Genomic DNA, 21964 nt, shown 5'->3' with positions numbered 1-21964 from the left:
AGAAAACCTGACCCCAGTACCTGTCTGATTTTAAAAAGTGGAACTCACGATTGATTTTGTTTTAGCTATGAAGTTTCAAGGTTCTCTAACAAGCTATCGTGGAATACATTAAACATAATAGGTTTTTACGGCTTATAGGTTTTATTAAAAATTTTCACATGAAAGGGGAATCTATACTATGGATGTTTGCATTTCTTGTGGGAGTGAATTGTCCAAGTTTGAAAGGAATAGAAGTGAATGTTGGGAGTGCATGGATACGACCACCGAAGCATATACAGAAGAGGAATGATTTTTTTAAGTACTGACTATATTATGAAAATAAAAAAGGTCCCAGTCCTCTAGACAAACATTAGGACTGGGGCCTTTTTGGCTATAGAGACCGTACGTCATTGGATGCATTTTCAACTTCTTTTCTCTGATTTTTGTAGCCAATAGCCCTCATTGGATGCATTTTCAACTTCTTTTCTCTGATTTTTGTAGCCAATAGCCCTCATTGGATGCATTTTCAACTTCTTTTCTCTGATTTTTGTAGCCAATAGCCCTCATTGGATGCATTTTCAACTTCTTTTCTCTAATTTTTGTAGCCAATAGCCCTCATTGGATGCATTTTCAACTACTTTTCTCTGATTTTTGTAGCCAATAGCTCTAATTATCTATCAAATGTTTCTATGAATTATTTACTGATAACATCTTTTGTTAAAATATGGTCTAAGGAGGTTTGATATACTCGATAATCATCTTGAGAGAATAAAACCATCGCAACATCACCGAATGGATTAGTTTTCAAAAAGTCTATTATAGTTTTGAGTGCAATGTTTGATGCTAACTCTATCGGGAATCTAAATATACCTGTAGAGATAGACGGAAATACAATACTTTTAAGACCTTTTTCCGCAGCAAGTTGTAGTGAGTTTTGTAACAGTTTGCTAAGAGCACTTCCTCGTTCCCAGTTATTCCACTCCAAACAGGACCTACCGTATGAACCACATATTTTGCAGGCAAGTTATATCCCTTCGTTATTACCGCTTCACCAGTAGGTAAATAATTTCCGTTTAGCGCTTCATTCCGAATTCTTTTGCATTCTTGTAATAATTCATTTCCTGCAGCTCGGTGGATTGCTCCTTCTACTCCACCCCCGCTAAAAGGGAACCATTTGCTGCAGTAACAATAGAATCTTTCCTTTGCAATGTAATATCGCCAACAACTAGTTCCAGTTTATTACCATTAATCTCCTCTACCATTACTTTTCACTCCTTTACCAAACAAATAATCCAACAATCATCGCACTCAATAAAGATACTCCTACTCCACTGACCAACAGCTTCCAGACATTTTTTCCGATGATACTTGATTTTTCTTCACTAAGGATTGAATTAAATGTTCCATAAATCATACCGACGGTACTAAAGTTGGCAAATGAAGTTAGGAACGTAACGGCAACAGCGACTGTATGCGGAGCAAGTCCACTTATCTTGCCTTTTAGATCAAGCATCGCAACAAACTCATTGGTCGCTAGCTTTATTCCCATTAATTGTGCTACATACATGGCATCATCCCCAGCTAATCCAAGCAAGAAGGCGAATGGGCTAAAGATAATGGAGAATATTTTTTGGATGGTCAACCCTTTCACTATGAACCCTAAAATTCCATTTATACCAGCAGTTAAGGCAACATAACCAATGACCATTGCCATGATGACAATAACCATTTTGACACCAACAAGCATACTGTTTGAGATTGTTGAAAAGAAATCTTTTCGCTCTTCTTTTGTAGGGACATAAACGATATCTTCCTCTTTACTCACCTCAACAGGATTCAGCATATTCGCAATCAAAAGCGCGTTCAGGCAATTCAACGGAATCGCCACAAATACATATGTCGCTGGAACCATTGTTAAGTAGGCCCCAATGATCGAACCGCTGATGCTGCTCATACTCATGATTCCAAACGTTAGCAGACGATGTTCCTTTAACACTGTCAACTGCTGACGGATAACGGCCAGGGCTTCTGTATTTCCAAGAAACATCATCTGGATTGAGAAGAAACTCTCAAGCTTTGGCAGTCCAGATACTTTTGAAATGAGCCATCCCACTTTATCAATGATCCATGTTAAAATTCCGAAGTACGTTAAAATATCAAAGAACGTAATAATGAAAATAATCGGCATTAACGCACTAAAAAAGAAATCCACCTGCTCATTCGCCATCACGGATGGGAATACAAATGAAGTTCCTTCGTTCGCACAAGCAATTAACCAATTAAAGAACGATGCTATCTTATTAATGATCCATGACCCAATTTTCGTCGATAACATAAACCAGGTGATCGCTAATTCAACAACTAACAACGTCAAAATGGATTTCCACTTAACGTTTCTTTTATTAGGGGAGCAAAAATAAATAAGAACGATCATAACTATTACTCCAAGTACATTAAACAAAAAATACAAGTTATCAACTCCTTTGGTTTAATATTCCCAGAAAGTTTATTTGTATAGAAAAATCCCTCAACTTTTCACGGGTTTGTTGAAGAGTAAAGCCGGGGAAATATTATTTATGTTACGACGAATGGGAGAAAAATTAGATTATTCTTGTAGCTACACTGAACTTTTCTTGATGGTATTTTTATAAGTATAAGTTAGTAAGAATAGAAGGAACGTAGTATATTCTGGGGGGTAGGGAATGAATAGTGATGAAGGCTTATGGAGAAAGGAACTACTTTTTTCCATAACCTGAGGATATAACGGAAGTGAATCAGTAAGAGGTTTTAGTAACCCATTTAGAGCACAAATATAAATTAAATCTTATATAAAAATAAGAAACAGTGCTAATTCATTTGCGAATTGCACTGTTAATTTTATAGATGTTTTTTGGGTTACGGATAATCCAAATGTGAAAGACTTCTCTTCCTAAACTATTAAGTTCTTAAAAACAATGTTTACAGTTGTCCAAATACAACTTTTCCTTTAAAAATAACTGCTTCGCGCTCTGGTGTTCTAGCAACTGCTTCAGCAGAACATGATGCATTTACAAGAACAAAATTTGCTTCATCGCCTACCAGAGGCCAGGTTACTTCACCGTCTTTCGTTAATGGGGTAGGTCCCCCAGTAGCATACTTTAGTGTCTGAGCTAATGCACGTTCGTCACTTTTCCGGTACAGCTCACTATATCGGGTTACCTTTTCTAAAACATCCCCTGTTCCATATGGCCCCCAAGAGTCATAGAAACCATCACACCCTAAATACACGTTTACTCCCCTTCGATCTAATAAATCAATTGGAGGCAGAGTTTTTGTAATTGGAATCGTAGACATAACAGAAATTCCTAACTTGCTCAATTTATCGGCGATTTCTTCCTGTTGTGGAACTGGTACTTCTCCTAGACTGAATGCATGGCTTACAGCCACGCGATTGTGCCATTTCGCTGCTTCTACCATTTCTGTCAATTTATCTACCGTATAAAAACCAACATGGCCGCTGTCATGCAAATGGATATCTACATCTGCATCAAATTCTGTTGCTAGATTCATCACTTCATAGAGTGATTTTTCGATATTGCGGTCAATTCCAGCTGGGTCTAATCCCCCAACTAATTGGGCACCTGATCTCATTGCCTCTTTCATAAGTGGAATGACATTTTCAGTTAATAATCCATGCTGAGGGAAGGCAACAATCTCGTAGGTTAGCTTATCAGTGTAATCCTCCAATGCTGTTTTTACGCCTTCTAAATTTTTCAAACCAATATAAGGGTCAATATTTACATGGGTGCGGATATGTGTGGATCCTTGTGAAAGCAGTAAGTCAATCATGGCACTAGCACGCTGTTTTGTTGTTGGCGCCAATTCCTCAAGTTCCATTGCTTCCATACGTAATCGGTCCTTCAAATTTTTTGCAGGAATAGGAGCCTTCCAATCAAGTGAAAGATAGGTTTTATCCAAATGGTTGTGCATTTCTTTAAAGGTAGGTAACGCCAAAAAACATTTTCCGTCCACAGCTTTCTCACCAGATGGAATGTTAAAACTCAGCTTTTGCTTTTCAACAATTTTCCCACCCTGAATTTTCAAATGGAAAAGCTCTGTCTTTGTTTCATAGACTCCTTTTTCATCCTGTACATAGCCTGTCTCTAACCGAACATTTGTCAACCAATATGAGGTAGTCATTCTTTCTCCTCCTTTATAAGTTTAAACACGCACTAGGTCTGTGTCTTCTAGTTTACTTTCAACCTTTTTTCCTTTGAAGAACAATGCTTCTACCGGTGCTCTTCTTGCGACTGCTTCTGCTGAACAAGTGGCCTTTACTAGCATCATCGTTGCATCATCGCCAACCTTTGGCCAGACACGCTCACCTTTTTCATTCAGTGGTGTTACACCGCCAGTTCCGTATTTTAGGGTAGTTGATAATGAATATTCGTCACTCATGCGGAATCTTTCAGCAAGAACCCCCAGCTTTTGGATCGAGTTTCCAGTTCCAAATGGAGACCAGTGGTCTGTAATACTGTCATGTCCAACAGATACTTGAATCCCTAATTTATCAAGAGTTGGTATCGGAATTGTCGCCCGATTTATAGGAACAGTGGTGGTAACATCCATCTCTTGTTCTTTTAGAATAGCAGTGATTTCATTAAGTTCCTCACCATCCAGGTCACCTAATGCAATTCCATGGCTAATCGTGGCTCTACCTTTAAGTCCAGATTCCTTCGTATAATAAGCCATGCGTTCAAATGTAAATGCTCCTAATGTATTCGGATCATGTAAATGAATATCTACGCCCTTATTGTTTTCAACAGCAATATCAAAAATAGTGTTTAAAGATTTTTCAATGTTCCGATCCACAGTCGCAGGGTCGACGCCTCCAACTAATGTCGCGCCATTCTTCATCGCATCACGAATGAGCTGAACTGAGTCACTTTTTAATAAACCGTGCTGTGGAAAGGCAACAATCTCATAGGTAAGAACATCCTCATATTTTTTCAATGCATTGACGGTTACCTCAAGATTTTTAAGTCCAATCACTGGGTCAACATTACAATGGGTGCGAATATGGGTATGGCCGTTTTTAATAAATAGTTCAATCATTTTCTCAGCACGCTCTTGGGCTGTCGGCAGGAGCTTTGGCAGCAGTTCTTTTTCTTCTTCTAATCTGGTAAAAATGCCTTTTGTGATGGGCGTACATGCTTTCCATGGTCCACCATAATAGGTTTTATCGATATGAATATGCATATCTCTTAAGGATGGCAGTAATAGCTTACCATTCGCATCATGCTGCTTAACCTTTGTATTAGGAATTTTATTTGTAATTTCAGTAATTTTACCGCCTTCAATTTTCAAGTGGCAAATTTCTGTCTTGGTTGCGACAATTCGATCATTTTCATAAATGAAACCTTTTTCTAAGCAGACATTCGTTAACCAAAAAATTGTCATTCCTATTCCCTCCTAAGTTATAGAACTAGGAAAAGTACTTTTTTCACAAAAGTACTTTTCCTCCTTGAACACTATTCATTTCTTCATAAAGTCACTTATTTAATTACTACATCATCAATCATTAGATAGTTGGCAGCATTTAACCAAAAACCACTTACATTTTTACTATAGGCAGCCAAATGTTCATAATTTCGGATTGGAACATAAACCGCATCGTCAATCTCTTTCTGCATTACATCTTCATATAGCTTTAATCGTTTTTGCTCATCTGTTTCTTTTCGTGCTGATTCAATCATTTTGTCTACATCTGGATTACTATAGTAGAAATGGTTCCCTGCAGCTCCCTGTGATGCTGAATGGAATAAGTTATACTGGTTGTAATCTCCGTCGCCGGTTGCATTTCCCCATCCACCAATGGCCATATCGTGCTCACCTTTTTCAATCATGTCGATATAAGCACCATATTCCATTACCTGGATTTTCACATTTACTCCAATCCCTTTTAATTGCGATTGCATCACTTCAGCCATGTTAATACGTTCTTTTCGGTCACTTGTTAATAAAGTGACATTTAATCCTTTTTCATAGCCAGCTTCTTTTAACAATTTCTTTGCTTCGTTCAAATCATAGTCATATGCTTTAACCTTATCACTGTATCCAAGCACCTTAGGGCTCATTGCTACATTGGCAAGGGTTCCAACGTTATTATAAACGCCTTTAATAATTGCTTCTCTTTCAATGCCGTGGCTGATTGCCTTACGAACTCTTACATCATCAAACGGTTTTTTCTTTGTGTTAAATCCAAGATATTCAACAGCTAGTCCTTCTGTACGATAGAGTCCCATTTTGTCAGAAGCTTCAATGCGCTCAATCTCGGTTACAGGCACTTGGTCATTAATATGCGCCTCACCTGTTTCAATCATAGCTAGTCGGGTTGCATCTTCAGGAACGACTTTGAATACTACTCTATCAATATTAGGTTTCTTCCCCCAGTAGTTTTCATTTCTCTTTAATGAAATTTCTTGTCCAGTCTTCCATGATTCAAACACAAATGGACCTGTACCAACTGGGTGCTGTGATAATGTATCCGGGTTTTCTGTAAGTGCTTTTGGACTAATAATACTACCTTCTTGGCTGGCCAAAATAGATAGCAGTGGAGCATAAGGATATTCAAGTAATAATTGAACTGTATAATCATCCACAACTTTTACTTCCTTAATCATTGAGAACTTCTCGCGTTGCGGTGATTCTGTTTTCGGATCTAACATACGATCAAATGTTGTTTTAACAGCTTCAGCATTGAATGGTGCTCCATCATGGAATTTAACGCCTTCTTGTAATTTAAATTCCCATGTTGTGTCATTTACGACTTTCCATTCTTTCGCTAACAGTGGTTTAATTTTGAAGTCTTTATCTGGTGCAATTAGTGTCTGATAAACTTTTTGATAAATGATATTCGCAGAAGGAATATCTGTGATAAAATGCGGATCAAGTTTTGTAGCATCAGAAAGCCTTACAACTGTTAATGTACCGCCTTGTTTGGTTGCCTCTTTTTTGCTTGCCGTATCAGTTGAAGAAGTTGATTTTGTAGAACAAGCTTGAACAAAAATCAACATTAAGCCGATTAGAACAAATAGTAGACCCTTATTAATACTGCGTCCTTTTTTCTCCATTTTTTTATGCTCCCTTATTTTGTTATTTTGTAAATTCTGACCCTTCAATCGGTTATCCACCATCCTTCCGCTAGTACATATCTGCATTATAAAAGACAATAGATAATAATATTTACAGAATATTTACTTAAATTTTAACTATATTGACATATTATTTAAAAAACATTTACTTTTCACCTAATTTTGATAATTTGTACATAACCCAATAAAAAGTCTGAAAGTTTAGAAGGGGGTCCACCGCAACGATCAATTACACCTTATCTTTCAAAAAAATTAAAATAAGGAGGGTTTTACATGTCAGTTGAAGCAAACACTGAAAAACCAATTGTAATCACACAAACGATTAATCTACCGAAACAATCTAAATTAAAAGACTTCCTTTCTATTTTAATGGTTAATAAAGCAGCGATGGTCGGTGCAATTATTATCCTCTTTTACATTTTTATCGGATTATTTGCACCGCTCTTAGCCCCATACAATCCATATGAAATTATATTAGAAGATAAATTACTGCCTCCATCGAATGATCACTGGATGGGAACTGATGATAAAGGGAGAGATATATTAAGTCGTATTCTGTATGGCTCAAGACTTTCGATGGGAGTCGGTTTTGCTGCTGTAGCCTTTGGCTCATTCTTCGGAATCATTTTTGGACTAGTTGCTGGCTATTATGGAAAATGGGTTGATACGTTCATTATGCGATTGATGGACGTCATGCTCGCCTTTCCTGGAATCCTACTAGCATTAGCCATCATAAGTGCTCTAGGACCAGGTCTTATTAATGTTACGATCGCGGTTGGAGCATTTTCCGTTCCGTTATTTGCACGAATTGTCCGCGGTTCTACATTAGAAGTGAAACGTCTCGAGTATATCGACGCCATACGGTCGCTTGGCGCAAATGATTTTACAATTATTTTCAAACATATTTTACCGAATATTCTTTCTCCAATTATTGTCCAAGGGACATTACGTCTTGCGACGGCGATTTTATCAGCTGCAGGCTTATCGTTTCTTGGTCTTGGCGCACAGCCTCCTTCTCCGGAATGGGGAACGATGCTAAGTAATGGAAGGGATTTCTTATTCTCTGCTCCATACATTGCGATTTTCCCAGGTTTAGCGATTTCTATCCTCGTTTTAGGTTTTAATATCTTTGGTGATGGATTACGCGATGCTTTTGATCCAAGAATGAAAAAGTAAAATTTAAGGAGGTTAGCAGACGATGTTGATGTTTATTTTACGCCGTTTAGTCCAAACGATCCCAGTAGTAATTGGGGTAACTTTTGTCGTATTTTTTATCATGCAACTAGTTCCCGGTGATCCTGCTGTTTTGCTTGCAGGTGAAGGGGCATCAAAAGAAACAGTTAATGCCATTCGCGAGCAATTGGGGTTAAACCGGCCATTACTGGTTCAATATTTTGACTACCTTTTGAATGTATTTCAAGGAGACTTTGGTAATTCACTTAAGAATAGCCAGCCAGTACTTGATGAAATAATGGTTAGACTACCGATCACAATGGAGTTAGCATTTTTTAGTATCATTATCACAATCGTTTTAGGTATGGCAGCGGGAATTATTTCAGCGGTTAAACCTTATTCACTTACAGATACAAGTGTTATGCTAGTTGCCCTACTTGGAATTTCCTTACCGAGCTTTTGGTTTGGTTTAATGATGATGTATTTCTTCTCCGTAAAACTGCAAATTCTTCCGGTTGCAGGATGGGATAGTATCCTTCACGTCATCCTTCCTGCTCTAACATTAGGAGCAGGAGGTGCAGCAATTGTTGCCCGGATGACTCGTTCCAGTATGCTTGAAGTCATCAGGCAAGATTATATCCGTACAGCACGAGCAAAAGGACTGCGCGAACATGTCATTATTTATAAGCACGCATTACGGAATGCCTTAATTCCAGTAATAACGGTTGTTGGGTTACAGTTTGGTGCTCTGCTTGGCGGAACTGTATTAGTTGAATCCATCTTTGCGATTAACGGACTTGGCAGAATGATTGTTGATGCTATCCGAATGCGGGATTTACCAGTGGTTCAAGGGGGAGTTTTAGCTGCCTCGCTAATCTTTGTTATCGTGAATTTATTTGTGGACGTATTCTATCGGTTCTTTAATAAACGAATTGAACTAAATTAACGGGCGGTGAATAATGGTGAGTGAGAAAAACAATCCAATTTTAGAAGTAAAAGGATTAAAAACACATTTCTTTACAAAACATGGTGTAAGTAAGGCCGTTGACGGTATTGATTTTACCCTTCGAAAGGGAGAGACTTTAGGTATTGTCGGAGAATCAGGCTGTGGAAAAAGTATGACATCTCTCTCCATACTACGACTAATCCCCTCCCCTCCAGGGAAAGTTGCCGGCGGACAGGTTCTTTATAAAGGGAAAGATTTAGTCACACTCTCAGAGGATGAAATGAGGAAAATCCGTGGAAACGAAATCTCGATGATTTTCCAAGAACCGATGACATCATTAAATCCTGTACTTCCTGTCGGAGAACAAATTGCTGAAGCATTAAGATTGCATCAAGGTATGAGAAAGAAGGAAGCGTGGATTAAGACAGTTGAAATGCTTAAGCTTGTGGGAATACCTTCTCCTGAAAAAAGGGCAAAACAAGAACCATTCCAATTAAGTGGAGGTATGCGCCAGCGTGTAATGATTGCGATGGCACTTGCCTGTACTCCAGAAGTGTTAATTGCCGATGAACCAACAACAGCCTTAGATGTAACCATTCAAGCACAAATATTAGAGCTAATTAAAGATTTACAAAAAAAGATAGGTATGGGCGTTATTATGATTACACATGATTTAGGAGTTGTTTCTGAAACATGTGATAAAGTTGCAGTTATGTATGCCGGCAATATTATTGAACATGCGCCAACTGAAAAGATTTTTACAAATCCAAAGCACCCCTATACACAAGGGTTGTTAAATTCTTTACCGAAGATCCATGAGGACCAAGAAGAATTGCAAACGATCGAAGGGAGTGTACCAAGTCCGTATAATTTGCCGACAGGCTGCCGTTTTGCTTCAAGGTGCCCCCATCAGAAACCTTTGTGTCACTTGCAGAAGCCTGATCTAATTGAACAAAATGATGGTGTTAAAGTACGTTGTTGGATGTACACTGACGAATGGACGAGACATGTGGAAAAAGAGGGGGCTGTTAAATAATGGTGACTGCTACAGAGAAAAAAGTATTATTAAAAGTGGACCATTTGAAACAATATTTCCCTGTTAAATCAGATTCCATTTTTAAACCTAAGGCATTTGTAAAAGCAGTTGACGACATTTCTTTTCACCTATACGAAGGAGAAACACTAAGTATTGTTGGGGAATCTGGCTGCGGTAAATCAACTACAGGACGAGCGATTTTACGGCTCGATGAACCAACAGACGGGAATGTATATTACTCTGGTAAAGACATTTTAAGCCTTAATAATAAAGAGATGAGAAAGCTTAGAGGAGACTTGCAAGTAATTTTCCAAGATCCTTTTGCCTCACTTAACCCCCGTCAAACGGTAAAGCATATTCTAAATGAAGCAATGGCCATTCAAAATGTCGTTGAAAAACCGAAAAGGATGGAAAGAATGTTAGAATTACTGGGGTATGTCGGACTACCTCAAGAAGCACTTGATCGCTATCCCCATGAATTTAGTGGAGGGCAGCGTCAGCGAATTGGGATTGCCCGTGCACTTGCAGTCGATCCTAAATTAATTATTTGTGACGAAGCAGTATCTGCTTTGGATGTTTCCATCCAAGCCCAAATTCTAAATCTATTAAAAAAACTACAAAATCAGTTTCAGCTTACCTTTTTATTCATCTCACACGATTTAAGTGTAGTAAGGCATATCTCCGACCGAGTAATGGTTATGTATTTAGGAAAGATCGTTGAGATTGCTGATAAAAAGAATCTATTCGATTCACCGCTTCATCCATATACAAAGGCATTGTTATCATCAATTCCGGTACCTAATCCAGTCCTAAAAAGGGAACGTGTCATCTTAAAAGGAGATGTCCCTTCCCCTATTAACCCTCCGAGCGGATGCCGTTTCCATACTCGCTGTCCTTTTGCAACGGAGAAGTGTAAATTAGAGGAACCTGCCCTAAGAGAATTAGCTGAGAATCATTTTGTCAGCTGCCATTTTGCAGAGCAACTTTCGCAATAAAGTTATATTAGAAATAAAAAACTTTATAAAATATCATATTAATAAAGGGAGTATTTCTAGACTCCCTTTTTCTACATCTAAAGGAGAATCTCGTTTAATGCTTAATATTGAAGCTTTCTCCATTTACATTATGCTATGTGTCTTAGCCCCTTTACTAGGTGCATTTACTTTGCTGTTTTTATTTATATTTGAAAAACGAATTGATCTTTTAGAAAAGCAAACACGGGAAATTGCTCTCGAGAAAGAACTGCAAACAGCCCTTTATAATCAATTAAATCAGGAAATCCAACCACATTTCCTCTTTAATACATTAAATTCCATTTTAAGCCTTGCAAGATTAGAGAGAAAAACAGAATTAATTCACTCGATTGAAACCCTTTCAAGATTGCTTAAGTTTAAATATAAGACAAATACACCTTTAATAACAATTAATGAGGAATTATCCTATATTAATTATTATTTGGAAATACAAAAAATAAGGTTCCGAGACAGACTTCATTACGAAATATCCATGGATTCAACAGTAGGACAGGCTGTTATCATCCCTTTTTTAATTCAAACTCTTGTCGAGAACGCCTTTAAGCATTCATTTGACAGACATATTGGTGAGGCTTTTTTAAAAATAATCATTGAAAAGAACGAGAAGGAAGTTTATGTAACTGTCTGGAACAATGCCTTAGAAGGACAGGTGGTCCAATCTCATAAAGATGGACTTGGTTTAGATAATATTGCAAAAAGGCTTGATCTTCTCTTTCCAGGAGATCAGACTTCAGTAAAATTAATACCTTCAGAAGATGGTACCAGTGTTTTAGCTGTTTTCCCATTTGTACTAGGATAGGAGGTGCATCCAAATGAATATTCTTTTAGTAGATGATGAACCACTTGAATTAGAACTGCTCGAATATTTAATTCAAAAAAAGTTTCCAAACTGGAAGTTTTTTAAGGCTCTAGATGCTTCACAAGCCATTCAAATCATCAAACAACATGAAATCTTTCTTGCATTTCTTGATATCCAGCTCCCAGGTAAATCAGGTTTGGAATTAGCGATGGAACTCACACGAAATTATTCAATGGATATTATCATGGTTACGGCTTTTCAGAATTTTGAATATGCTCAAATCTCGATAAGAATTGGGGTTGTTGATTATATTACGAAGCCTGTCATTGAAGAAGAGCTTTTGAATGTATTAAGCAGGTATGAGCGATTGGGACGATATACGGAACAAATCGTAAACGCCTTACAAATTATACATCAGGAATATAGTGAAAAATTAACATTAAATTATTTAGCTTCAAAGGTTCACATTAACCCTGCCTATTTAAGCAGAAAATTTCACGAAGAAGTAGGGATGGGCTTCTCTGAATATTTAAATGATTATCGTTTAAAGGAAGCTCAAAAAATGTTAATTAATAATCCTGATTTAAGCATTAGCACGATTTCAGAAAGATGTGGATTTAATAGCCAGCATTACTTTAGCCAAATCTTTCGGAAATTGACTGGACAATCACCGAGTGACTATCGCTTAAAGGAGACATACCGTTGAATAGAAGTTCTTATCAATTATATATAAGCGGTGCGATTAAATTGGGGATAAGCTTTGGGGTTGTTAGTCTATTAGCGAGGTGGATAACAGGCAATACGATCCTCTCTTCTCCAGAAACATTAATTAAATACGGATTAACTGGTGGAATTGGCTATTCTTTAATGGGGGCTTTAGCACTCATATTGTTTGGATTTTTAGCCAAAGTCATTAGAGAAAAATTTCCCGATGAGCAAACGATTGGAGATGTACTGAGAAAAAAATTATCACCAAGCGGCTACTGGTATGTCATTACAATTCTTCTCATTACCAGCCTGCACTCCTTATTTATCCAAGCAATGGGAGCGGGAATCCTCATTCATATCCTGTTCCCTATGCCTGTTTTTATAGGAATGCTATTGTTTTTAGGCTTTTGTTTTTTTGTAGGCGGTGTTGGTGGAATGCAGCGGCTGCACCAGTTATCAGGTGTTAATGTCTCATTGATCTTCGGCGCTGTTTTAGTCATTCCTGTTTATTTTTATATTCAGGAAGGTGTCCATCCTGTTTATGAAGGGATTAAACTTTTTCATCCTTATATTTTATTCTATAAAAATACAGATTCGATTTGGTTTATTTTCACAGCGATTTTGATTGGCTTTGGACAGGTCTTAATTGATCGAGCAACATGGCAGAGATTATTTATCATCAAAAAGGAAAAAGTTCAAATGACCTTTACTCTAGCTGGAGTAATATGGGCCACAATCCCACTAGCTCTAACCTCCCTGCTAATGATTATTATGTTTGGCAGAAGCTATAAAGATATTTATTCGTTGCTGTTTGAACTTGTTGATAAAATACAATCAACCATGCTAATTGTTTTATTTGTTTTATTTTGCTTTAGTGCGATTTCGTCAGCAATTAGTGCAGAACTACATGCGACGACTACCTTGGTTGTAAAAAATATTATTGAAATATTTCGTCCTTTATCTGACCATGAAAGATGGAAATTCACTTATATTTTTTCAGGAAGTATTTGTATATGTTTACTAATAATCGTGAGTATTTTTAAACCTACTCCGCTACAATTATTGTTTTTCTCTGGGAATATTTACGCTGCCATCATTGTACCGATGTTATTTATTATTCTAAGTAACAAATCGATTCCTGCAATCATCCCCTTTTCCTCATTGATTGGTGCCTTGGGGGGCTATATATTTATTCCCCTGAATGATAACTTAACGATCATTTGGATCAGCTTCATAATTTCTGGTTTGATTTGTTTATTGGTTTTTATTTTCCAAACAGTATCTATTAGGATAAAGCATTAAGGAAGATTGGAGGTAAGCAACATTGGGAGATAAGCAAGTCATCCATGATGATGGGTGGCACAAATACTAAGCGTTTTCTGATGTTACAAGGTATTCGAGCACCAATAAAGGCCAGTCATGTTATCAAGAAAAGAGAAATCAATTTACAAGAATTATATTTTCCAAATTGTAAGGGCCGTTTCTCAAACGGAGTAAACTGGCCTGCACTGCTTACCACTCTATTCGCTGGGTGTACTAGCTTGATTGGTAGATTTATTGATATCCTTGAGCCGATTTATAATATTTCATGGTTTACTGGGATAATCGTTTCAGTCGTCCTATATTTACTATTTATTTATTTGAACAACCTGTTACACGCCAGTAGAACAGATAAGGATTTGGCAAATATAACAAAAGGAGGATGATGTCCTCATCCTCCTTTAAAATTAATATCTAGCTAATGGAGCCTGAAACCAAGTTACCCTGATAAAAAACTGCCTTACGGTTTGAACGTCTAGCAACGACTTCGGCAGAACAACTTGCTTCTACTAAAATCATATTGGCTGCATCCCCTTCTTTAGGCCATTGCTTTCTGCCTTCTCTGTCTAAAGGCGTCAAACCACCAGTAATATATTTTAATGCTCGAGAAAGAGAAACTTCATCTGTCCAACGACACCGTTCAATTAGTCGGCCAACCCTTTCAAGAACGTCTCCATTTCCAGTCGGCCACCACGAATCAAAAATATTATCGTTTCCTATGGCCACATTAACACCATATTCTGATAGCAGGCTTACTGGAGGAATGTTTCTACCAATTGGGAGGCTCGTCACAATCGAAATACCTGCATCCCTTAATAACTCTGCCATTTCTACGGCTTCTTCTCTTGATACATCTCCAAGTCCAAAGGCATGACTGATTGCTACTCTCCCTTCCAAGCCTGCTTGCTTCGTTAAATAGGCAAGACGTTTCATTGTGAAAGTACCTAAGTGACCAGGATCATGTAAATGCAAATCAATATCGGCATTACCTTCAACTGCTAAATCCATTAACTGTACCAATGATGCTTCAATATTATTGTCGACCGTTGCTGGATCGACAGCTCCGACAATCCCTGCCCCATTTCTCAAAGCTTCCCTTACAAGCTGTACTGTTCCTGGACGGAGCAAGCCATGCTGGGCAAACGCAACAATTTCAGAGCTTATTTTATTGGAATAAGATTCTAGAGCGTGCTGAACTCCTTCTAAATTTTGCAATTTCACCTCAGGATATATATCAACATGCGTTCTGACATGAGTGGATCCGTATGATAGTAATACTTCAAGCAAGGCTTCAGCACGTTTTTGTGTGCTAGATGAAATAGAAGCTAGAATATTCTTTTCAATATCACAGCGTTCAATTACGCCTGAAGCCGGGATACAAGCCCGCCAATTATCACCCATATAGGTTTTATCAAGGTGAACATGCTTTTCGATGAAAGAAGGAAGCAAAAGCATTCCTTTTGCATCTATTAGAGGTAACACAACTTCAAATGGCTCAGAAGGTTTTATTATTTTTGAAATTTTCCCATCCTCTATTAACAGATTACACATCTCAGTCATAGTTCCTACAACTCTTCCATTTTCTTCATTGTACCCTGTTTCAATACGCGCATGCTTTAACCAATACTTGCTATTCATTTCTATTCATCCTTTCATTGTTAATCACCACGATAAAAGAGGTTACCCAAAATGGATATCCCTCTTTTAAGCTGTGTCTTATTTAATTGACACATCATTTATTTCTAAATAGCCTGATGGACTAATAGAAAAACCTTTTACATCTTTTCCAACAGCCGCTAAATTTTCAATAACTCGAACAGGGATATAAACTGCCTCTTTCATTTCTATTTCTTGTGACTGTGCATATAATTCTTTTCGTTTTTCTTGGTCTTTTTCACTGCGTGCAGCTTCTATTAAACTATCGACTTCTTTATTACTGTAAAAGAAGGTATTTCCCGCTCCTCCCTGTGAGCTTGTATGGAAAAGGTTATACTGATTATAATCAGCATCACCGGTAGCATTTCTCCAGCTAAGGATAAACATCTCAGAGTCACCCTTGTTTACTTGGTCAACAAACGTACCGTACTCCAACACCTGTATTTTAATTTTGACACCGATCCCTTTTAACTGTGATTGCAGTACTTCTGCCATGTTCACTCTTTCTTTGCTATCCATCGTTTTAAGTGTAACTTCAAAACCATTTGGATAACCTGCTTCAGCTAGTAATCTCTTTGCTTCATTTAAGTTATATTTATACGATTCCATATCAGGATGGTAACCGAAAACCTTTGAGCCTAATAAGGAATTTGCCTTTTTTCCCACATTATTATAGACACCTTTAATAATGGAATCCATTTCAACCGCATGGGCGATGGCCTTTCGAACCCTTTCATCATTAAATGGCTTCTTTTGAACATTAAAGCCGATATACTCTGTTCCATATCCTTCACTATGGTAAACATCGATTGCTTGTGAAGCCTTTACTGTATCCATCATTGGTACAGAAAGGGGTTCAGCTATTTGAGCTTCACCTGTTTCTAGCATGGAGATTCTGGTTGTTTCCTCAGGTACAACCTTAAAGACGACTTTATCGACCTTCGCCTTATCTCCCCAATAACTATTGTTTTTTGTTAATACAATTTCTTGCCCAGGTGTCCATGATTTGAAAACAAATGGACCTGTCCCATTTGGTTCTTTAATAATGCTTTTCCCGTATTTCTCGATAGTTTTTGGACTAATAATCCCGCCTTCATGACTAGCCAAAATAGAGAGTAATGGAGCAAACGGCTCAGTTAAAATAAACTGAACGGTGTAGTCATCTATTATCTTTACTTCTTTTACCATTTTAAAAACAACAGCTCTGGGTGATGCCACCTTTGGATCTAACAGTCGATCAAATGTAGCTTTTACAGCATTGGCATTAAAAGCTGATCCATCGTGAAATTTAACACCTTCCCGTAATTTAAACTCCCATGTCGTATCATCTAGTTGCTCCCACTTTTCCGCCAGCAATGGTTGGATTTCAGCATTATTATCACGACCAACTAAACCCTCATAGATTTTGCGATGGGTCACACTTGCTGCATTGATTGTTGACATAAAATGCTGATCTAAGTTTTCAGCGTCCGACAATCGGGCAATCACTAATGTACCCCCGTCCTTAGATTCTGTGTTTTTACCATTGCTTTTTGTGCTGACATCTTTACTCGTCGAGCAGCCTGTAATGACAAACACGATCAACATTATCAGAAAAAATCTTCCTAACCCCCACTTTTTCACCATGGAATCCACCCCCTGAATATTTTTATAATCTTTACTTCCGTTTATCCAATTATAAAAAATATTCAGATAATTTTATTTCAAAAATTTCTACTTTATTTTTCAATATCTTTACTACTTTTGATAATTTCAGATAGAATCCACTATTTTGAAAGACGGAGGAAATAATTCTCTTTCTGTCAATTGCTGATAATCTCTTTCTAAATATCCTTTTCTCATTTTGTTAAAATATTGTTGTCCCTTGGTTTTCATTTCTTCTAAATCAAAATTAGGTATTTTTTGGTCCTTCATTACAATCCTTCCGTTGATAATGGATAGTTTCACGTCTCTTCCTGTTCCGCTCACAATCATAGTTCGGATGGGATCGTCGAGAACTCCTAGATGATATCCATTTAAGTCAATTGCAATAATATCTGCTTTCGCCCCAACAGCTAAACGGCCAAGGTCATTTCTCCCCAGGAATGTAGCTGCCCCAAGTGTGGCCGCCCGGAAGAAATCGGCGTATGTTGAACCCTCTACATCCTTTTCAATGAATCGGGAAAACATGCTGCCTGTTCGAATGTTTTGAAACATATCTTGAGGAAAGGTATCTGTTCCTAGCGCTAAATTAATACCCGCCCGTTTATATTTAGCAAATGATTCTAATGCCGAAGCATGCCTGCCAATGATTAAAGGACAATGAATGACCGTTGTATTTGTTTCTTTCAGAAGTGCTATATCATCACCATCACCAGATTGTGCTTCACTATATCCAGCAATAAAGTGAGCATGCGGAATTCCTGTTTTTGACCCTAAAAAACCAAGGTCATATAAATAGCGAATAGGAGTTACTCCGTGCTTTTCAACGATGGTATGATATTCATAGGTTCCTTGTGCTGCATGAAGTTTAATAGGCACTCCTAATTTATCACTATAGTATTTTGTTTGTGTCAAACTTTCTGACGTTTGACACTCAATTCGTTCGGGTGCCAGCATCCCCTTAACTAATCCATCATAAGCTCCGTCAAATTCTTCTACAAACCTTACAGCATCTTTTAATCCTGCTTTTCCTGCTTCTTCATCCCAGTACAGTTGGATAGTACCATCAGGTTTTACGACCCTGATTCCAGATTGGTAGCTTGGCCCAAGATAGATTCTTAATCCCAAACTTCCAGCATGGTTTGCTGCAGCAGCAAGCTCCTCATACGTTTCTGCCCATTCTTTATAAAGTACCGATGTAATTGGCATCGCAGTAGTAACCCCATGGAGAATCAGTTGTGAATAGGCATAAAGGGATTTAAAATTTTCTTCTTTAGCTGTCATGACTTCATGGTGTCCGTTTTTTATATATTGTTCAGACCAAAGCAGGTTATTCTGTCTGTTTGTCCTTGCCTCTAAATGTAAAATATCGTGGTCAATATCACCTAATGCATTTAAATCGATAAACCCCGGACTAATGACGGCGTTCCCCATATCGATTACCTTGTTCACTGCGCCAAGATAATTTTTACCGACAAAGATTATCTTATCATTTTCAAAAACGACTTCCGCGTTTTCAATTAAGACGTGGTCTTCTCCATCGTAACCAATAACGTACCTTCCCTTTAATTTGGTTTTCAATTCTATTAACTCCTTTCATTAGGCAGAAGTAAGCTTGTTTAGACTTCCATAAGTATTATTATAAAAAAAATTACTATTTTATATATTCGAAATTATTACCCCTTTTTATAATATTTCTACTTCTTAGTGCTCAAATAAAATTAGTAAAAAAAATTCGTCCAACTTATACGTGGACGAAATTTTTTTAGGTATCGTGTAAACTTTAGCTATTTCTAATCAATAAAATTAGGCTGATTCTTCAACCGTTGTCGTATTATTGTCATCTTTTGCTTTAGCCATATAATCCATCATATATTATATGATAAATACTCCTCCTACCATGAGATAAGAATAGAAGAATGGCATTAATGCAGGCTAAGCAAATCCGACTGCACCTGAATGGATAATACCCGATTACTAAAAAAGTAACCGTAAATATAGAAGGAGCACTAGGGCCAGACGGTAAAGCTGTTATGTCAGTTCTACCTGTCTTTTTAGCTAAAAAATATCCAAAGACAAAGTAACAGCAGCTTGCCAAGAAGATTCCAAGACCAAAACCTGGGACAATTCTTCCATATACAATTTCTTCAGGAAAACCAACTACAAAAAGTAATAATGATATCATTGTTAATAGATTTGTTAAATTGTTAGCAAGTAAACCAAAGTATGCAGCCCAGTCACCCTTTTGCCATAACTTTAACTTTAGTTCCATTTAGTTACACCTCTAATTTATTTTACCTTCCTTAGGGGATTATTTAATAATGCCTCTATGATTATCCCTCACAATATGAGTTCCTGCCTGTTCATTAATCGCTTCTTTTAAGCTCTCAGGGTTGGTAATTATAACCCTTGATCCATTTTTTTCTAAAAAGCTTAAACTTGCCTCAATTTTAGGAAGCATACTTCCCAGAGCAAAATGGTTTTCAAGGATATATTGTTTCGTTTCTTCGATTGTAATTTTTTCAAGCGCCTTTTGATTTGGTCTGCCAAAATTGATACAAACTCTAGAAACTCCTGTTGTAATAATTAAGGTTTCTGCTTTAACTTGTTCTGCTAGTAGACTCGTAGCAAAATCCTTATCAATGACAGCATCGATACCCTCATAGGTGTTATTTCCCTTTTTAATTACTGGAATGCCCCCACCGCCGACAGCGATTACAACAAAACCTGCATTAATCAATGTTTTAATAGCCTCTTTTTCAACAATATCTATTGGTTTAGGTGAAGGGACTACTCTTCGATAGCCACGGCCAGAATCTTCGATAAAAGTCCAATCTGGATGTTCTTTTTTCATCTCTTCAGCTTGTTCTAGCGTGAAAAAGGATCCTACTGGCTTCGTTGGATTTTTGAAATTAGGATCATCGATACTTACTTCTACTTGTGTAATAACAGTAGCAACCTTCTTGTTGAGCCCTCTATTTGAAAATTCATTTGTTAAGGCCTGCTGAATTTGGTAGCCTATCCCCCCTTGAGTGTCTGCTCCACAATTGACAAGTGGAACTATTGGCATTCCAACTTCTTCATTCGCAATTTCCGATCTCCGTAGACCAAAACCTACTTGAGGGCCATTACCATGGGTGACAACAACGTTGAAACCTTCTTCCACCATATCGGCGATATTAATTGCCGTTTCACATACTGCTTCATATTGGTCTTGAACCGTGTCACGGCCCTTTTCTCGAACTAATGAGTTTCCTCCAATTGCTACAATCACTAAATTTTCCATCAGTTTTACCCCTAGTTTTGTTTATTTTCTTGCTTGCTAAGTAACTCAAGAGATTGTTTCTTATGCAATTGATATAATGGGTTCGTCAGATCATTCGCAATCGCATTCTCAATTGCTTCAATTGCTTCACTATGTTTACCAAGAGATCTTAGGCTATTTGCCTTATGAAAGGAAAAGTCATAGCGATTTGGCTTCAGAGCAAGCAGTTTATCCATTTCGATAACGGCTTCTTCGTGTCTGCCTAGTTCTCTTAAGTAATTTGATTTATGATAACGATAAAAAGTACCGTTCGGGTTTAATGAACAGGCTTTATCATATTTAGATAGCGCTTCATCTGATTTCCTCATTAATCTTAGACAATTAGCTGTATAAAAGTAGAAGTCTAAATCTCTTGGGTTTTGAGTTAATGCTTTGTTGTACTCCTGAAGCGCTTCATCGTATTTTTTTAATTCTTGCAAGAAATACCCTTTGTAATAAATTAAGTCTAAGTTTTCATTATCATATCCAAGGCCTTTCTCAATTTCTGAGATTGCCTCTTCGTACTTATTAGCTCTTGCTAGCATTTTTGCCTTTTGAACCCATTCATTTGTTTCTACATAATCTTTGTTCAAAATGCTCACAACTTTTTGTTGTTTCAATTCTTTTGCATGCTGAAGAGACGACTTCCCGTCTCTGTCTGGAAGATTCATATCTGCGCCTGCTTCAACAAGTTCATGAATAATATCAGAATATAAGCGACCGCCATTTCCTAGAATCACTGACTCTAGGAGTGCGGACCAGCCTAAATTGTTCACATGGTTTACTGGTACTCCGGCATCTAAACAGACTTGTACAGTCTTCAGGTAGCCTTTCTCACTAGAAGGTAACAATGCCGTACCACCAAATCGGTTAACACTTTTTAAATCTGCTCCAAACTGGAGCATTAAACTTAATATTTCATGAAATCCATTTGCTCCTGAACAGATAAATGGTGTTAGTTGGGTAATATCTCTTGTATTTACATCGCTGCCTGCTTCTAATAACAGTTTAACTACCGAAATTTGATTTCTTTGTGTAGCTGCCATTAAGGCGGTTCGACCGTCAGCATCTTTAAAATCAATGCTAGCTCCCTTATTTAAAAGCTGATTTACAGCCGCTAAATCTCCCTGTTCACTTACATGAATAAGTTCTGCGTTCAAAGAATTCATTTCCAATTTGATTCTCTCCTTTAGCTATATTTCCAACAAGAAGTAGATAAATGCTAATAATAGTTC

At 37.5% G+C, this 21964-nt stretch carries 18 protein-coding genes and 1 pseudogene; 8 read left to right on the top strand and 11 right to left on the bottom strand.

What is annotated here, in order from left to right; genetic code table 11:
* Window positions 1-673 precede the first annotated feature (673 nt).
* From J7E67_RS32150 to J7E67_RS18190, 5 genes and pseudogenes are all read right to left on the bottom strand, one after another.
* Window positions 674-1116, bottom strand: a pseudogene (locus J7E67_RS32150) (macro domain-containing protein).
* Window positions 1117-1255: 139 nt separating this feature from the next.
* Window positions 1256-2449, bottom strand: coding sequence for a nucleoside transporter C-terminal domain-containing protein (locus J7E67_RS18205; RefSeq protein WP_214717536.1), 1194 nt, complete (start codon window positions 2447-2449; stop codon window positions 1256-1258).
* A 488-nt stretch (window positions 2450-2937) separates the two neighbouring features.
* Entirely contained in the window at window positions 2938-4158 is a 1221-nt protein-coding gene (locus tag J7E67_RS18200) for an amidohydrolase (RefSeq protein ID WP_214717538.1), read from the bottom strand.
* 21 nt (window positions 4159-4179) lie between these two features.
* Entirely contained in the window at window positions 4180-5418 is a 1239-nt protein-coding gene (locus tag J7E67_RS18195; RefSeq protein ID WP_214717540.1) for an amidohydrolase family protein, read from the bottom strand.
* Window positions 5419-5513: 95 nt separating this feature from the next.
* Window positions 5514-7091 carry a glutathione ABC transporter substrate-binding protein gene (locus tag J7E67_RS18190; protein WP_214717542.1) on the bottom strand — a complete coding sequence of 526 codons (1578 nt, stop codon included), beginning with the start codon at window positions 7089-7091 and terminating at the stop codon, window positions 5514-5516.
* Window positions 7092-7385: 294 nt separating this feature from the next.
* Between J7E67_RS18190 and J7E67_RS18185 the strand changes: the two genes are divergently transcribed.
* From J7E67_RS18185 to J7E67_RS18150, 8 genes are all read left to right on the top strand, one after another.
* Window positions 7386-8288: an ABC transporter permease gene (locus J7E67_RS18185; protein ID WP_214717544.1), complete on the top strand. Its 903-nt coding sequence runs from the start codon at window positions 7386-7388 to the stop codon at window positions 8286-8288.
* A 22-nt stretch (window positions 8289-8310) separates the two neighbouring features.
* Window positions 8311-9231 (top strand): nickel ABC transporter permease, encoded by a 921-nt coding sequence (gene nikB, locus J7E67_RS18180; RefSeq protein ID WP_214732555.1) that lies wholly within the window; start codon window positions 8311-8313, stop codon window positions 9229-9231.
* 13 nt (window positions 9232-9244) lie between these two features.
* Complete coding sequence (locus J7E67_RS18175; protein ID WP_214717548.1) at window positions 9245-10267, top strand: ABC transporter ATP-binding protein; 1023 nt, start codon at window positions 9245-9247, stop codon at window positions 10265-10267.
* Entirely contained in the window at window positions 10267-11262 is a 996-nt protein-coding gene (locus J7E67_RS18170) for an ABC transporter ATP-binding protein (RefSeq protein WP_251026847.1), read from the top strand. The genes J7E67_RS18175 and J7E67_RS18170 overlap by 1 nt, the downstream gene beginning before the upstream one ends.
* Window positions 11263-11359: 97 nt before the next feature.
* A complete protein-coding gene (locus J7E67_RS18165; protein ID WP_214717549.1) occupies window positions 11360-12100 on the top strand; it encodes a sensor histidine kinase in 741 nt (246 codons plus the stop codon).
* Between the two features lie 13 nt (window positions 12101-12113).
* Window positions 12114-12806 carry a response regulator transcription factor gene (locus tag J7E67_RS18160; protein WP_214717550.1) on the top strand — a complete coding sequence of 231 codons (693 nt, stop codon included), beginning with the start codon at window positions 12114-12116 and terminating at the stop codon, window positions 12804-12806.
* Window positions 12803-14110, top strand: coding sequence for an SLC5/6 family protein (locus tag J7E67_RS18155; RefSeq protein ID WP_214717551.1), 1308 nt, complete (start codon window positions 12803-12805; stop codon window positions 14108-14110). The genes J7E67_RS18160 and J7E67_RS18155 overlap by 4 nt, the downstream gene beginning before the upstream one ends.
* Before the next feature lie 44 nt (window positions 14111-14154).
* On the top strand, window positions 14155-14514 hold the full coding sequence (locus tag J7E67_RS18150; protein ID WP_214717552.1) for a hypothetical protein: 360 nt from the start codon (window positions 14155-14157) through the stop codon (window positions 14512-14514).
* A 28-nt stretch (window positions 14515-14542) separates the two neighbouring features.
* Here the strand turns inward: J7E67_RS18150 and J7E67_RS18145 are convergent, their stop codons facing one another.
* From J7E67_RS18145 to J7E67_RS18120, 6 genes are all read right to left on the bottom strand, one after another.
* The gene (locus J7E67_RS18145) at window positions 14543-15766 is read right to left on the bottom strand and encodes an amidohydrolase (RefSeq protein ID WP_214717553.1); all 1224 of its coding nucleotides are present in this window, start codon (window positions 15764-15766) and stop codon (window positions 14543-14545) included.
* A 78-nt stretch (window positions 15767-15844) separates the two neighbouring features.
* A complete protein-coding gene (locus tag J7E67_RS18140) occupies window positions 15845-17410 on the bottom strand; it encodes a glutathione ABC transporter substrate-binding protein (protein WP_214717555.1) in 1566 nt (521 codons plus the stop codon).
* A gap of 126 nt (window positions 17411-17536) precedes the next feature.
* The gene (locus tag J7E67_RS18135) at window positions 17537-19006 is read right to left on the bottom strand and encodes an amidohydrolase family protein (RefSeq protein ID WP_214732554.1); all 1470 of its coding nucleotides are present in this window, start codon (window positions 19004-19006) and stop codon (window positions 17537-17539) included.
* A gap of 271 nt (window positions 19007-19277) precedes the next feature.
* Window positions 19278-19697, bottom strand: coding sequence for a hypothetical protein (locus tag J7E67_RS18130; protein WP_214717559.1), 420 nt, complete (start codon window positions 19695-19697; stop codon window positions 19278-19280).
* 39 nt (window positions 19698-19736) lie between these two features.
* A complete protein-coding gene (arcC, locus tag J7E67_RS18125) occupies window positions 19737-20711 on the bottom strand; it encodes a carbamate kinase (protein WP_214717560.1) in 975 nt (324 codons plus the stop codon).
* 11 nt (window positions 20712-20722) lie between these two features.
* Window positions 20723-21898: an ankyrin repeat domain-containing protein gene (locus tag J7E67_RS18120; RefSeq protein ID WP_214717676.1), complete on the bottom strand. Its 1176-nt coding sequence runs from the start codon at window positions 21896-21898 to the stop codon at window positions 20723-20725.
* Between the last annotated feature and the right edge of the window lie 66 nt (window positions 21899-21964).

The organism is Bacillus sp. ISL-46 (assembly GCF_018613205.1).
Note: the sequence above shows the minus strand (reverse complement) of the source record. Positions and strands in the feature narration are given on the sequence as shown.

What these genes read in the sequence shown, in the direction of transcription:
- J7E67_RS18200 (WP_214717538.1), bottom strand. Translation starts at nt 4,158, where the DNA reads ATGACTACCTCATATTGGTTGACAAATGTTCGGTTAGAGACAGGCTAT.
- J7E67_RS18195 (WP_214717540.1), bottom strand. Translation starts at nt 5,418, where the DNA reads ATGACAATTTTTTGGTTAACGAATGTCTGCTTAGAAAAAGGTTTCATT.
- J7E67_RS18190 (WP_214717542.1), bottom strand. Translation starts at nt 7,091, where the DNA reads ATGGAGAAAAAAGGACGCAGTATTAATAAGGGTCTACTATTTGTTCTA.
- J7E67_RS18185 (WP_214717544.1), top strand. Translation starts at nt 7,386, where the DNA reads ATGTCAGTTGAAGCAAACACTGAAAAACCAATTGTAATCACACAAACG.
- nikB (WP_214732555.1), top strand. Translation starts at nt 8,311, where the DNA reads ATGTTGATGTTTATTTTACGCCGTTTAGTCCAAACGATCCCAGTAGTA.
- J7E67_RS18175 (WP_214717548.1), top strand. Translation starts at nt 9,245, where the DNA reads ATGGTGAGTGAGAAAAACAATCCAATTTTAGAAGTAAAAGGATTAAAA.
- J7E67_RS18170 (WP_251026847.1), top strand. Translation starts at nt 10,267, where the DNA reads ATGGTGACTGCTACAGAGAAAAAAGTATTATTAAAAGTGGACCATTTG.
- J7E67_RS18165 (WP_214717549.1), top strand. Translation starts at nt 11,360, where the DNA reads ATGCTTAATATTGAAGCTTTCTCCATTTACATTATGCTATGTGTCTTA.
- J7E67_RS18160 (WP_214717550.1), top strand. Translation starts at nt 12,114, where the DNA reads ATGAATATTCTTTTAGTAGATGATGAACCACTTGAATTAGAACTGCTC.
- J7E67_RS18150 (WP_214717552.1), top strand. Translation starts at nt 14,155, where the DNA reads ATGATGATGGGTGGCACAAATACTAAGCGTTTTCTGATGTTACAAGGT.
- J7E67_RS18145 (WP_214717553.1), bottom strand. Translation starts at nt 15,766, where the DNA reads ATGAATAGCAAGTATTGGTTAAAGCATGCGCGTATTGAAACAGGGTAC.
- J7E67_RS18140 (WP_214717555.1), bottom strand. Translation starts at nt 17,410, where the DNA reads ATGGTGAAAAAGTGGGGGTTAGGAAGATTTTTTCTGATAATGTTGATC.
- J7E67_RS18130 (WP_214717559.1), bottom strand. Translation starts at nt 19,697, where the DNA reads ATGGAACTAAAGTTAAAGTTATGGCAAAAGGGTGACTGGGCTGCATAC.
- arcC (WP_214717560.1), bottom strand. Translation starts at nt 20,711, where the DNA reads ATGGAAAATTTAGTGATTGTAGCAATTGGAGGAAACTCATTAGTTCGA.
- J7E67_RS18120 (WP_214717676.1), bottom strand. Translation starts at nt 21,898, where the DNA reads ATGAATTCTTTGAACGCAGAACTTATTCATGTAAGTGAACAGGGAGAT.